The sequence below is a fragment of the Streptomyces erythrochromogenes genome (genome assembly GCF_036170895.1).
GTDB lineage: Bacteria > Actinomycetota > Actinomycetes > Streptomycetales > Streptomycetaceae > Streptomyces > Streptomyces erythrochromogenes.
In genome coordinates, this window is record NZ_CP108036.1 from 65996 (window position 1) to 79011 (window position 13016).

The window sequence follows — 13016 nt, forward strand, 5'->3', positions numbered from 1 at the left end:
ATCGGGGCAGCTACTCATACGGGGGTGAGTAGCGGGCGCGGATTCGAAGAGGTCTGCACCGACCGGGCGTTCGTGATGCGGAATGCTTTGGTCATGAGCGAAGAATCCGAGCGGCTGGCGAAAGCTCTCATCGAGTTCCGGGAAGCCGAGGGCATCTCCGTGATGGAGCTTGCGCATCGCACCCAGTTGAGCCGGGCGACCATCAGGTTCCACGAGGATGGCGAAGGCCTGCCCACTTCCCTCGCGGCCCGCTGTTTCGAGGAAGTGCTCGGCTGGGCACCGGGCAGCATCCCGACCGCTTCGCGCGGGACGACGGATCTCGAGCTCCCGCCGGACTCCGGCACTGTCACTGGGTAGGGTCGATCGGCCAGGACTGGTGGTGGCAGTTGTGGGGTGATCACCGCGCCGACCCTGCATCCCAACCTCCCCCCCTGATGGTCCTCTGGAGAACGGGCGCTGTGCGTCCAAAGGGCGGCGACGCAGGGGGGATGGGATGTCGACGTCGATGCGGCGGTGGTTGTGGGGTGGTTGGGCGGTGCTGGTCCTGGTCGGTGGGGCAGCCACCCTGTACCTGGAGGGTCCGGCGGCCGCTCCGGGCGAGCCGCGGCTGCGCCGGGAGCGGCCTTCTGCACCCGCGCCGGACCCGGTCCCCTGCCCGAGTGCCGGCCCGGCGGCGCCGGAGGGCCCGCACAGCTGCAGCTCATGGCAGCGGGGGTAGGACCACACGCACCGGCGCCTCTTCTGCTCGGCTGTCATGGGGCGGGGCAGGGTGGGGTGAAGTCGAGGGCCGGGAAGTGCTGGGTCCACTGGGCTTTGGTGATGCGGGGGTGGGCGCTGTCGCAGATGCGGGCGGTGACCGCGTGCAGGTGGGTGTCCCACAGGCGGATCGTGAAGTCGTTGCCGCCGGTGGCGAGGGTGGCGCCGTCCGGGCTGAAGGCCACGGCCGGTACGGGGTTCGCATGGCCGGTGAGGACGGTGGGGGTGGCCGGACCGGTCAGGTCCCACAGGAGGGCCTTGCTGTCCGCGGTGCCGGCTGCCAGGCGGTGGCCTTCGGCGTCGAAGGCCAGCGTGTAGATCCAGGAGCCGGAGGCCGGCAGTTGGGTCGTCTTCGCCGGGTGGTGGAGGTCGTGGACGTCGACAAGCCAGATGGTCTTGTCCGTCCGGTGGAAGGCGGCCAGTCGGCGGTTGTCGGGGCTGAAGACGCCGCCGGTGAGGGGGAGGGAATGGAGTGGGGACGGGAGTTCTCGGGGGGTGCGTGGTCGGGTGATGTCCCAGAACGCGAGTGATCCGGACTCGCCGGCGCTGGTGACCAGGGTGCGGCCGTCCGGGCGGAACGAGGCCGCCGTGATGTGCTGGCCGTCCTCGGCGATCCGGCTCAGCCGGCGGGGACCGGCGGGGTCGGTCAGGTCCCACAGGCCGGCCGTGGCTTGTGCCCAGATGGCCAGGAGGCGGCCGTCCGGGGCGAAGGCGGTGCCGCCGACTTCGCCGGCGTCGGGGGCGATGACCGATGTCAGTTGGGGCTTGCGGGGATCGGTGACGTTCCAGACGCGGGCGGTGCCGTCCTCGCTCGCGGTGACGAGGGTGCGGCCGTCCGGGCTGAACGTCACGCAGCGGACGAACCTGGTGTGTCCGTGCAGGGCCGACAGCGGCCGCAGGGCGCGGCCGCCGGTGACCTGCCACAGGCGTGCGGTGCCGTCCCAGCTGGCGCTGGCGAGCAGGCGGCCGCCGGGGGCGAACGCCAGGGAGGTGACCACGTCGTCGTGGGTCGCGAGGGAGAGGTCCCGCAGGTCCAGGAGCCGGTCGGAGTTGGCGAGTACGCGGCCGTCCGGGCTGAACGCGGCCTGGTAGAAGCCGCCCTGGATCGTGCTGGTCCGCCGGGGGGCGGCGGGGGTGGTGACGTCCCAGAAGTGGGTGGATCCGCCGACCGTGACGAGGGTGGTGCCGTCCGGGCTGAAGGCGACCGACCAGACGATCGCGGGATGGCCGGGCAGGACGGCCGGTGGCTGTGGCTGTGGCTGTGGTGGCGTACGTCGGCCGGCGGCGAGGTGCCAGATGCGTGCGGTGCGGTCCCAGCTGCCGGTCGCCAGGGTCGTGCCGCCGGGGCTGAAGGCGGACGAGGTAACGGTGTCGGTGTGTCCGCGCAGGACGTCGAGGAGGCGGGGGACCGCGGGATCGCCCACGTCCCAGACCCTGGCGGTGGTGTCGCCGGTGGTCGCCATCGTGTGACGGTCCGGGCTGAACGCCACCGAGGTGACCGCGGCGGTGTGTCCGGGCAGGGTGGCCAGCAGGCGCGGCCGGCGGGGGTCGGCGGCGTTCCACAGGCGTGTCGTGCCGTCGGTGTGGCCGGTGGCCAGGACACCGCTGCCGCCGGGCCCGTACGCCACCCAGCTCGGGGCGGCGGACGGCTGGTCGGGCAGGGCGGCGAGCTCGGCGGGCGCGCGCCGGTTCGTCACGTCCCACAGGCGGACGGAGCGTTCGCCGGCCGTGGCCAGGATGCGGCCGGTCCCGTCGAAGGCGACCGACACGAGGCGTTCGGGCCGGCGCACGGCGGCCAGTTGTACGGGGTGGTGGGCGTCTTTGATGTCCCACAGCCGGGCCGTGCGGTCCCAGCTCGCGGTGGCCAGGAGCGTGCTGTCCGGGGCTACGGAGATCGAGACCACGTCGGAGGTGTGACCGGTGAGCCGGCTGGTGTAGGGGGTCGCGAAGGTGCTCATGAGCTGGTCGCGGACGTCGCGGGTGGCTGCCAGCCGGTGGGCGGCCAGGTTCAGCTGCGCGGCGAGGGCGGGGTCGTGCCGGCGTACCTCGGCCGCGTCGGCTGCGGCTTTGCGTGCGATGGCGACGTTGCGCTGGCGGATGGCCGAGTCGCGGGAGTCGACGGCCAGTGCGCCCGCGGTCGCCGCGATGACCACCAGCACGGTGAGCAGGGTGACGAGTTGGCGCAGGCGGACCGTGCGTCGCCTGACCGCGGCCGTCTCGCCTGCCTGTGCTTCGCGGGCGGCGTCGAGGAAGCGTCGTTCCTTGGAGGTCAGGCGGCTGTCGTAGGCGGCGGCCAGGTCGAGGGCCGCGGCGAGGCGGGCGCCCCGGTAGAGGGTGTGCGGGTCGTGGCCCTGTGCCTCCCAGTCGGCGGTGGCGTCGGTGAGCTGGCGGTGCAGGAGGAGGCGGTCGCGGTCCTCGGTGAGCCAGCCGCGCAGTCTGGGCCAGCAGCGGATGATGGCCTCGTGGGTGATCTCGACGCAGCCGTCGTCGAGGGTGACGAGCCGTTGGCGGGCGAGGGATTCGAGTACGTGGGCGGTGTCGGGGCCCGGGGCGAGTTCGTTCGTGGTGATGCGGCGCCGGGTGTCTTCGGTGCCGTCGCCGAGTGCGGTGAGCCGCAGGAACAGTGACCTGGCGTGGTCCTGCTGTGCCGGTGTCAGGGCTGCGTAGGCGGCTTCCGCGGTGTGGGCGAGGGCGTGCTGGATTCCGCCGGCCGCGAGGTATCCGTCGAGGGTGAGGCGGCTGCCGCAGCGGCGGCGCCAGGTTTCGACCATGGCGTGGGAGACCAGGGGCAGTGCGCCCGGCTGGCCGGTCGCGTCCGCGACCACGGCCGCGAGGAGCGGGCCGGTGACCGTGCAGTCGGCGAGTGCGGCCGGGCCGGTGATGGCCTCGCGGAGTTCCTGGCTGGTCATCGGGCCGACCGCGATCTGTGCGTCGCGCATCGCTTCGACGAGGTGGGGGTTTTGGACGCAGTGGCCGTAGAAGTCGGCGCGTACGCCGAGCACGACCCGGGTCCGGCTGGTCGGGGTGGCGGCGGCCGCGATCAGCACGGCGATGAACGCGTCGCGCTCGTCCTGGTCCCGGCAGAGGGTGAAGACCTCCTCGAACTGGTCGACGACGATGAGGATGTCGGTGCCGGTGGCCGGGGGGTGGCCGAGGGCGGTCTGCCGGATGCGCAGGTGCAGGGTGGCGGGGTCGTTGCGCAGTTCGGTGAGCAGCGTGCCGGGGGCCTCCCCCGTTGCGGCGGCGAGGTGGATGGCGCATTCCTCGACGGGGTGCGGGCCGGGGGTGAAGAGGATCACCGGCTGTCCGGTCGTGCGGGTGCGGGCGACGAGTCCGGCGCGCAGCAGCGAGGACTTTCCCGATCCGGAGGGTCCGAAGACGGTCAGGAAGCGGTGGTCGCGGACCTTTGCGAGGAGCTCGGCGGTCAGGTGTTCGCGGCCGAAGAAGCGGTCGGCGTCCTCGGGTTGGAAGGCGGACAGTCCGGCGTAGGGCGCGGTCCGGTGGTCGGTTTCGGTGGGCTGGTGGTGTTGTGCGGTCGCGGCGATCTCGGCGGCGGTCGTGTGCCACCGGGCTTCCCATTCACGGCGGTCGCCCTGGCACGCTTCGACGTAGGCGAGCGTGACGGCGAGGCTCGGGAGCGCGTCACCGCCCGCGGCGTCCGAGAGGGTGGTGGACGAGTAGTGCGCCCGTTTCGCCAGTGCCCGGTAGGGCGGCCGGCCGGCTGCCTCGCGCAGTTTGCGGAGGTCGGCTGCGAACTGGGTGAGCGGACCGGAGTCCGGGTCGAGCGGGCGTTCGGGGCGTGGCATTGCCTTCCTCCCTGCGGCTTTCCCGCAGCTTTCCGCGGCCGTGTCGGGTGGTGTTTGTCCAGCTTTTGATGTCCGGAATCCCCGTTCCGGCGCCGGACATCAAGCGGGGGCTAGACATGGGTCGGCGCAACCGCGCAACGGCGATCGGAAGGGGAAAATCATGAGGTCCGTGCGACGAATGATGCTGCTGGCGGCGGTCACCGGGCTGCTGGCCGGCGGCACCGTGACGGGCTCGCCCGTGCATGCCGCGGCTGCCGCGGCACCGCTGCTGAAGTCCAACCTGAACGGAAGGTGCGCCGACGTCTTCATGTTCCACCAGGAGAACGGCGCCTCCACGGTGACGTGGGACTGCCACGGCGGGACCAACCAGCAGTGGTACTGGGACGGTGAGCGGATTCGCTCCAACTTGAACGGGAAGTGCCTGGAGATCTACGGTCCGCACCTGGGCGACCAGGGCTCGGTGGCCATGTGGGACTGCCACGGCGGTCTGCACCAGAGGTGGTACCGCAACGGCAGTGAGATCCGGAACCGGGTGAACGGCAAGTGCCTGGACATCCTGGCCGGGCGGCCCGAGAACGGCCAGCTGCTGGTGAGCTGGGGCTGCAACGGCGCGCGGAGCCAGAGCTGGGACTTCTGAACGACCGTCCTGCCGTCGGCCTGCTCGGCCCGGCCCATCGCGGGCCGGGCCGGGTGGGCCGGGGGCGGCTACATGCAGACCGGCGGGTCCGGGTAGGAGCAGCCCGCGTAGGTGTCGCCCTCGTACGTGATGCCGCCTTCCATCGGCTGGTCGCAGGTGGCGCAGTTGACGGCGAAGTACGGGTTGACGCGGAGGAAGGCGGCGTTCTTCAGTTCGAAGATCGCCTGTACCGCGGCCGGCCCGTGCTCGCGGATTCCGTGCCGGAGGAAGTCGAAGGCGCTGAACTCGTGGCCCTGCCGGCAAACGAAGCGGCCGAACCGGAAGGTGCCGATGTCGGCGATGCCCAACTCGGACTCGATCCGCGCCTTCTCCTCGTCGGAGACCTGTTCGAGCCGGGAGTCCCTGACGAGCTCGGGCGTCCAGTGCAGGTCCCGGAGGGTGCGGGCCTGTTCGCGGGACAGGTAGAAGGATGCGGTTCTGCCGCTCTTGATGGTCTCCTGCACGAGGGCCACGACCGCGTCGTCCTCTGCCGAGACGACGACCTTGCCGCTGCCGACGGCTGCTTCGATGTGGGCCAGCAAGGAATTGTCCACGCCGCGTCCTTCCGGGTCTGCACCTTGAATCCGGTCCCTGCGCTCGCGGAGAACTATTCTGTTCGGCCGCTCGGTCCGGCAGCTGCCACACGGGCGGCCTCCCCCACATGGCAGCTTCGGACGGCGGCCCGGGTGTGCGGCGTGCGGAACTGCCGCCCACCTGTCCTCCCAGCCTTGCTCGATCTATCGAATTTCGATAGATTTCCATCGTGGGTCGATGGAAGGATGGGTCATGGGGAAGCTGACCGTGCGTGCGTTGCGCGCCGTGCTCGCGGTGGTGTTCGTGGGCACCGTGTTCGTGCAGGCGGCGATGGTGTGGGCGTTGGTCACGGGCGAGACGGAGGGGTCGCTGCCGCTGACCCCGATGCGCGTGATCGTGATGCTGGGCATGGTGGCGGCCCAGGTGGCCCTGGCCTGCGTATGGCGGCTGACGGCGATGGTGCGGCGCGGAACCGTGTTCTCCCACGCCGCCTTCCGGTACGTGGACGGCGTGATCGGCGCGATCACTGCGGCGGCCGTGCTGTGGTTCGCGGTCACGGCGGTCAACGCCCCCGGCCAGCGGGAGGACCCGGGCGTTACTGTGATCCTGGGCGGGATCGGCCTGGCCATCCTGGGGGTCGCGCTCATCGTGCTGGTACTGCGGATGCTGCTCGCGCAGGCCGTCGCGCGCGACGGCGAAGCGGCGCAGATGCGGGCCGAGTTGGACGAGGTGATCTGATGCCCATCACCGTCGACATCGACGTGATGCTGGCCAGGCGGAAGATGTCCGTGGGGGAACTCGCGGACCGGGTGGGGATCACGCCGGCCAACCTGGCGGTGCTGAAGAACGGCCGCGCCAAGGCGGTGCGCTTCGCGACGCTCGCCGCGCTCTGCGAGGCGCTCGAGTGCCAGCCGGGCGACCTGCTGCGCTGGGAGGCCGGGGACACCGCCGGCGAATGACATCGCGCGGCCGGGCGGCCCGGCGTCGCGCATCACCGGCGGTCAGCCTGCGGTCGTAGTCCTGTTGGTCCTCAAGTTGCAGAGGGACGCGGTGGCGCATCCCGAGTGACCGCGTGACCCGGGCGCGGGCGGCGTTTCCCCGCGCCGGGCCGACGCCGCCTTCGAAGGATCCGGGCTCTCACCGGTGGGCGACACCGCGGCTGCAAGCTGGGTAACCGCCGGTTCCGGAATGTTTGATTCCGGGGGCGGTGTCCCAGCATCACCGCATTTGACCCCTGCGCCGCCGTGACGGCGCCCGACGTGACAGCCGAGGGAGACCACGGGTTGGAAAGGCGTACGTCGGGCGGCCGCGCCGGCCGCTCTTGCCGCAGCGGTCACGCTCGTCCTGGCGGCTCCCCCTTCCGCCGGCGCCGAACCCCGGGCCGGAACCTCGACCGCGACCGCGCGGCAGGACGCCTCCCCACGCCGCCTCCGCCCCGCCTCCCCCGCGACTTACGCGGCAAGGGCAGGTGGATCGTCCGGGACCTGGACATCACGGTGCCGTTCACCTGGGAGGGCAGGAACGGCGACAGCCAGATGACCGCGGGAGGCCTGCAGTACCCGATCTGGTTCACCAACCTGATCCACCACGGCACGCTCTGCACCCTCACGTACAAGTGGCCCGGTCTGAACGAACACCCCTGCTCAGCGATCCCGGGCTTCAGCCTGGAGGACCTTAACCGGGGCTTCGAGAACGCCCGGTTCGTCGGACGGGAGACCCTGCGGCGCACCCCGCAGCGGCACGTGAACCACTGGAGGGTGGGCGTGGTCTTCCCGCAGCTGCCTCCCGGGAACCACCCGCGTCTGCCGCTCGCGCTCGGCGACATCTACGTCGACGAGAACGACCGGGGCACCTTCTGGCAGGTGCTGCAGTTCGGTGTCCAGAACCTCTACGACCCCGAGCCGGACGAGTGGCTGGTCATGGACACCTTCGAGCACCGGCCCGGGACCGTGGCCCTTCCCGCGCGGTGCGAGCCGCCCCGATAGGGCCCGGCGGCGGGGCTACGGGGGGGGCAGGCCACGAGCAGCCGCAGGCCGAGGTCGGCCGCGTCGAGGTCGGCGAGGTGGCCGTTGCGCTCGGCCCACCGCCCGGAGGCGAGGTCGTCGGCGAGGCTGCGCACCGCCCGCTGCTCGGCCCGAGGCCCGACCCTGGTCCACACCGACATCGCACGGCGCACACGGTCCTCCAGGTACGCCCCCGGCCGGCGCCAGTACGCCTCGAACAGGCCGTCGGCGCAGCCCCACGGGGCGGGCACCGGTCCTCCGCGGCGGCGGCCACGCACGGCGCCGAGCCGGCGCGCCGCGGCCGGCGCATGACCGCCGAGGGCTCCACCGCGGTCACCTCGCGGTCGGCGGGCTCGTAGGAGCCGGTGCCGGCCACGTTCAGCACCGTGCGCGCGTCCCCGAGCGCATCCCGGATCTGCGCGGAGATCCGCGGATCGGTGCACCGTGTCACCGTGTAGGCGCCGCCGATCGCGTCGTACAGCCGTGCACCGAGCATCCCCAGTTGCTCCTCCGCTGCCACCTTCAGCCCCTTCGCCCGTGCCTCGAGTTCCCTGTCGATGGCCGCCACCGTGGCGCCGGCGCGGTCACGCCGCTCCAGCAGTACGCCGCGCAGCCGGCGCAGGTGCGCGGCGGCGTCGGCGGACGGGTCGCAGGCCCGGTACCCGGCCGGGGTGCGTGCCGAGGGCCGGACGAGCCCGATGTGGTCGTAGTGGTGCAGCGTGTGGATGCTGACGTCGGCCAGCTCTGCCACGCGTCCCACGGTCCAGTGTTCCTCCACCGCACCGACTGTGCGGCCTGACGTCGCGTGAGGGTCAAGATCCGCGCGACCCGTCAATGTTCAACATTTACCTGGGTCGCATCGGCATCTTTCCTGACATAAACTCAGAAAAGAAAAGGATTGTGGCCGTTGACGACTCAACGAGTGGCCCCTGAATTCTTGAACTCCGAAGGAAATCGGCAGTGTGAGAACAGGAGGAAATGCCATGCTCTTCTTCTACAGCCAGGACACCAGGGCTGCCGGATCGGGCAGACTCGACGGCAGTGGTGATTTCGTCAGCCTGAAGGACTTCCCCGCCGGGCAGTTCGGGAACTGGACGCACATCGTGCCCGGTGGCGGCCAGCTCTTCTTCTACAGCAAGGACACACGGGCAGCGGCGACGGGAAAACTCGACGCGGGCGGTGACTTCGTCAACCTGAAGGACTTCCCGGCCGGGCAGTTCGGGGACTGGACCCACATATCGCCGGACGGCGTCCTGCTCTTCTTCTACAGCAAGGGCACGCGAGCGGCCGGAACCGGTCGGCTCGATGCCAGTGGTGAATTCTTCAACCTGGTGGACTTCCCCGCCGGGCAGTTCGGGGACTGGACCCACGTCCTCTTCGCCGGCGGTGATCTTCTGGCCCGCTTCTTCTTCTACAGCAAGAGCACACGGGCGGCCGGGTCGGGTGACCTCGACGACGACGGCGACTTCATCAACCTGGTGGACTTCCCGGCCGGGCAGTTCGGGGACTGGACCCACGTCGTCTTCGACGGAGGCGCCTCGAAGCTCTTCTTCTACAGCAAGGGCACGCGGGCGGCCGGAACCGGCAGGCTCGACGCGGGCGGGGACTTCGTCCATCTGAAGGACTTCCCCGCCGGGCAGTTCGGAGACTGGACCCACATCGTGCCCACCCACCGCCGGCTGTTCTTCTACGACCAGCAGACGCGGGCCGCCGCATCGGGAGAGCTCGACGACAGCGGCGACTTCATCAACCTGGTGGACTTCCCCGCCGGGCAGTTCGGGAACTGGACCCACATCGGTGCGACCCAGGACGGGCTGCCCTGAGGCCCGCCCGGTCGGCGCGTTCAGAACGTCAGGCGGAAGAGGGCGCCGCCGCCCGGGGCGGCTTCTGCCGTCAGGTCGGCGGAGTGGGCCCGGGCGATCTGCCGGGCCATGGCCAGGCCCAGGCCCGAGCCCGGCAGGGCGCGGGCCGTGCCGGCGCGGTAGAAGCGGTCGAAGACGTGCGGGAGGTCCTGCGGGGAGATGCCGGGGCCGTGGTCGCGGACCGTCAGCTGCGGGCCCCGGCCCGGGGCGCCCACCGCCAGCTCGACCTCGACGGGCAGGCCGGAGGGGCTGAACTTGGCGGCGTTGTCGAGGAGGTTGCCCAGCAGGCGGCTGAGCCGTGCGGGGACGCCGGGCACCACGACGGGCTCGGCCGGCACCCGTACGTGGAAGGCCACCGCCGGCCAGTGCGTGCGGGCGGCCTGCGCGCAGTGTTCCACCAGGGCGCCCAGGCGGACCTGTTCCACCAGCGGCTGGGGTTCTTCGTCGCGGGCCAGCTCGATCAGGTCATTGACCAGACCCGTCACCTCGCGCAGTTGCCGGCCCAGCGCGGTGGAGGCGCGGTCGCGCTGTTCGGGGGTGAGGCGGTCGGCGCGGGCGAGGAGTTCGGCGTTGGTCCGCAGTGCCGTGAGCGGGGTGCGCAGTTCGTGGGAGGCGTCGGCGACGAGTTGGCGCTGTGCGGCGATGGACTGTTCGAGTTCGTCCAGCATGGTGTTGAAGCTGGTGGCCAGGCGGGTGATCTCGTCCTCGCGTCCGGGTGGGGGCAGTTCGATGCGGTGGCGGGCGTCGCGGGTGGCCGCGATCCGCTCGGCGGTCGCGGTGAGCCGGGCGACCGGGGCCAGGCCGGTGCGTGAGACCCAGTGGCCGAGGAGGGCGGCCAGCAGGACGCCGGCGGCGGCGGTCAGGACCAGCCAGCGGGCGGCTTCCTCGATGCCGTCCAGGGCGGTGTCGGCGCGCAGGGCGACCTGGAGTGCGCGGCCCTCGGCGTAGTCGGTGGTGAGCATCCGGGCGGGGTGTCCGGCGACCGTGATGTTCGTGTAGTAGGGGGACTTCGTGCCTTGTGCGACCTTGCGGGCGGCGGGGGCGACGGGGAGCTGTCCCGGCGGGCGGGGGTCGGCGGCGGGGTCGGCGGGGACGACCTCCGCGCATGCGGGGGCGGCCAGGAAGCGGCACTCCCCCGCCAGGACGCCGGGTGCGGATCCCGGGTTGCGCTGGGCGGCGAGGCGCGCGGACTGGGTGAGGCTGAGGTCGAGCTGCTCGTAGAGGGCGGAGCGGACCACCAGGTACGCCGCCGCGCACACCCCGACCGCGACGAGGGCGACGGCGGCGGTGACGGACAGGGCGAGGCGGGTGCGCAGGGGGCCGCGCCGGCGCCAGACCCGGCCGAGGCGCCGGCGGCCGGCGCTCACGCCGCGTCCAGCCGGTAGCCGACACCGTGGACGGTGTGCACGAGGCGGGGTTCGCCCGCGGCCTCCAGTTTGCGGCGCAGGTAGCCGACGTAGACGGCGAGGGAGTTGGAGTCCGGGCCGAAGTCGCGTCCCCACACGAGCTCGAGGATGAGCTCGCGCGGGAGTACCTGGCCGGGGTGGCGCAGGAGGAGTTCGAGCAGGGCCGCTTCGGTGCGGCTGAACTCCAGCGGGCGGCCGCCCCGGCGGCCGGTGCGGGTCGCGGGGTCGAGGACGAGGTCGGCGAAGCCGAGCGGGGCGGCGCCGGCGGGTGCGGGTGCGGCCCGCCGCAGCAGGGCGCGGACCCGGGCGATCAGCTCGTCGAGGGCGAAGGGTTTGACGAGGTAGTCGTCGGCGCCCGCCTCCAGTCCGTCGACGCGTTCGCTGACGGAGTCCAGGGCGGTCAGGACGAGGACGGGGGTGCGGTCGCCCATCGCCCGCAGCTGCCGGCAGACGCCGAGGCCGTCGAGGACGGGCATCATGACGTCGAGGACGACCGCGTCGGGTTCCCAGGCCGCCACCTGGGAGAGGGCGGCGAGGCCGTCCGCGGCGCCGCGGACCTCGTACCCCTCGACGGTGAGTCCGTCCTCGACGGCCGCCCGTACCTCGGGCTCGTCGTCGACGACGAGGATGCGCCGCCGGCCGCCCGTGGTGTCTGTGCTGTTCGTGGAGCTCATGGGGGCAAAGCCTGCCAAAGGCTTCTGAGAGAACCTCTTAGAACGTTCTTAGGGCGCACCGGGAGTGTGCGCACATGACCACCACCACATCACACCCGCCTGCGGCCGGGGCGCTCTCCGTCGTGATCGGTGCGGGCGGCACCGGCGGGCACATCTATCCAGGGCTCGCTCTCGCGGAGGCGCTGCGGGCCGCCGTGCCCGGCGCCGTGGTCTCGTTCATCGGGACCGAGCGGGGCCTGGAGGGCGAGCTGATCCCCGGTGCCGGCTACCGCCTGCACACCGTCGACATGATCCCCTTCGATCCCGCCCTGGGCGCGAAGCGGTACCTGCTGCCCGCGGCGCTGCTGCGCTCGGCGCACCAGGCGCGCTCGGTGATCCGGGCGCAGGGCGCCCATGTCGTCGTGGGCATGGGCGGGTATCCGAGCGCGCCCGCCGTGCTCGGTGCCCGGCTGGCCGGGCTGCCGGCGGTGATCCACGAGTCCAACGCGGTGCCGGGCCGCGCCAACCAGTTCGCGGCCCGGCTCACCTCGCACGTCGCGGTGGCCTTCGACCGCAGCCGGGCCCATCTGGCGGGCGGGGAGCGGGCGCTGACCACCGGGATGCCGATCTCCGCGGCCCTGTCCGGTCTCGCCGAGCTGCCCGGGGCGCAGCGGGCGGCGCTGCGCGTGGAGGCCCGGCGGGCGCTGGGGGTGGCGGCGGGTCGGCGGCTGGTCGTCTTCAACGGCGGCAGCCTGGGCGCGGTGCGCCTGACCCGGGCGGCGGCCGCGCTGGCGGGCCTGTGGCAGGGCCGGGACGACGTACAGCTGCTGGTGAAGACCGGTCCGGCCGTACTGGCGGACACGGTGGCCGAGCTGGCGGCGTCGGGCGGGCAGCGGATCGCGCGGGCCGTGCCGTACCTGGACCGGATGGACCTGGTCTACGCGGCGGCCGACCTGGTGGTGTGCCGTGCGGGCTCGGCGACCGTCGCCGAGCTGGCGGCGACCGGGGTCCCGGCGGTGCTGGTGCCGTACCCGTACGCGCCGGGCGACCACCAGACTCACAACGCGCGGGTGCTGTCCGACGCGGGCGCCGGGCTGCTGCTGCCAGACGCCGAGACCACCGCCGAGCGCCTCGCCGGCCTCGTCGGGCCGCTGCTGGCCGATCCGGCGCGGCTGTCGGCGATGGCCGGCGCCGCCGACTCCGGCCCGCACGCGCGGGCCGCCGAGCTGCTGGCCGCCGAGGTCCTGCGCGTCGCCGGCCTCGCCCCCACTTCCGTCGTCTCTGATCTGGAGCACGCTTGACATCCTCCCCGCCCTAAAG

11 protein-coding genes and 1 pseudogene are annotated in these 13016 nt (G+C 72.3%); 7 read left to right on the plus strand and 5 right to left on the minus strand.

The annotated features are described in order from the left end of the window. Positions 1 to 93 precede the first annotated feature (93 nt). Positions 94 to 357 (plus strand): helix-turn-helix domain-containing protein, encoded by a 264-nt coding sequence (locus OHA91_RS00255; RefSeq protein WP_266505753.1) that lies wholly within the window; start codon positions 94 to 96, stop codon positions 355 to 357. Between the two features lie 395 nt (positions 358 to 752). On the opposite strand, the gene OHA91_RS00260 is transcribed toward OHA91_RS00255, so the two are convergent. Further along, entirely contained in the window at positions 753 to 4562 is a 3810-nt protein-coding gene (locus OHA91_RS00260) for an nSTAND1 domain-containing NTPase (protein ID WP_328738237.1), read from the minus strand. 178 nt (positions 4563 to 4740) lie between these two features. Between OHA91_RS00260 and OHA91_RS00265 the strand changes: the two genes are divergently transcribed. Then, entirely contained in the window at positions 4741 to 5199 is a 459-nt protein-coding gene (locus tag OHA91_RS00265; protein ID WP_031154655.1) for an RICIN domain-containing protein, read from the plus strand. Positions 5200 to 5267: 68 nt separating this feature from the next. Here OHA91_RS00265 and OHA91_RS00270 read toward each other — a convergent pair whose 3' ends face one another. Beyond that, complete coding sequence (locus tag OHA91_RS00270; RefSeq protein ID WP_031154658.1) at positions 5268 to 5792, minus strand: hypothetical protein; 525 nt, start codon at positions 5790 to 5792, stop codon at positions 5268 to 5270. Positions 5793 to 6024: 232 nt separating this feature from the next. Between OHA91_RS00270 and OHA91_RS00275 the strand changes: the two genes are divergently transcribed. The 3 genes from OHA91_RS00275 to OHA91_RS00285 all read left to right on the plus strand — a co-directional run bounded on the left by OHA91_RS00275 (position 6025) and on the right by OHA91_RS00285 (position 7757). Further along, complete coding sequence (locus OHA91_RS00275) at positions 6025 to 6510, plus strand: DUF2975 domain-containing protein (RefSeq protein ID WP_031154660.1); 486 nt, start codon at positions 6025 to 6027, stop codon at positions 6508 to 6510. Then, positions 6510 to 6731 carry a helix-turn-helix domain-containing protein gene (locus OHA91_RS00280; RefSeq protein WP_031154662.1) on the plus strand — a complete coding sequence of 74 codons (222 nt, stop codon included), beginning with the start codon at positions 6510 to 6512 and terminating at the stop codon, positions 6729 to 6731. The genes OHA91_RS00275 and OHA91_RS00280 overlap by 1 nt, the downstream gene beginning before the upstream one ends. 537 nt (positions 6732 to 7268) lie before the next feature. After that, positions 7269 to 7757 carry a hypothetical protein gene (locus tag OHA91_RS00285; RefSeq protein WP_031154664.1) on the plus strand — a complete coding sequence of 163 codons (489 nt, stop codon included), beginning with the start codon at positions 7269 to 7271 and terminating at the stop codon, positions 7755 to 7757. A gap of 29 nt (positions 7758 to 7786) precedes the next feature. Here OHA91_RS00285 and OHA91_RS00290 read toward each other — a convergent pair. Then, positions 7787 to 8535 (minus strand): annotated as a pseudogene (locus tag OHA91_RS00290) (MerR family DNA-binding transcriptional regulator); the annotation flags it as partial. 223 nt (positions 8536 to 8758) lie between these two features. Here OHA91_RS00290 and OHA91_RS00295 point away from each other — a divergent pair. Then, complete coding sequence (locus OHA91_RS00295) at positions 8759 to 9598, plus strand: hypothetical protein (RefSeq protein ID WP_328738238.1); 840 nt, start codon at positions 8759 to 8761, stop codon at positions 9596 to 9598. A 20-nt stretch (positions 9599 to 9618) separates the two neighbouring features. On the opposite strand, the gene OHA91_RS00300 is transcribed toward OHA91_RS00295, so the two are convergent. Both OHA91_RS00300 and OHA91_RS00305 read right to left on the minus strand, forming a co-directional pair. Then, positions 9619 to 11004 carry a sensor histidine kinase gene (locus OHA91_RS00300; RefSeq protein WP_328738239.1) on the minus strand — a complete coding sequence of 462 codons (1386 nt, stop codon included), beginning with the start codon at positions 11002 to 11004 and terminating at the stop codon, positions 9619 to 9621. Continuing rightward, a complete protein-coding gene (locus tag OHA91_RS00305; RefSeq protein WP_051893407.1) occupies positions 11001 to 11717 on the minus strand; it encodes a response regulator transcription factor in 717 nt (238 codons plus the stop codon). The genes OHA91_RS00300 and OHA91_RS00305 overlap by 4 nt, the downstream gene beginning before the upstream one ends. Positions 11718 to 11791: 74 nt before the next feature. On the opposite strand from OHA91_RS00305, the gene OHA91_RS00310 reads away from it, so the two are divergent. Continuing rightward, positions 11792 to 12997: a UDP-N-acetylglucosamine--N-acetylmuramyl-(pentapeptide) pyrophosphoryl-undecaprenol N-acetylglucosamine transferase gene (locus tag OHA91_RS00310; RefSeq protein WP_328738240.1), complete on the plus strand. Its 1206-nt coding sequence runs from the start codon at positions 11792 to 11794 to the stop codon at positions 12995 to 12997. Positions 12998 to 13016: the final 19 nt, after the last annotated feature.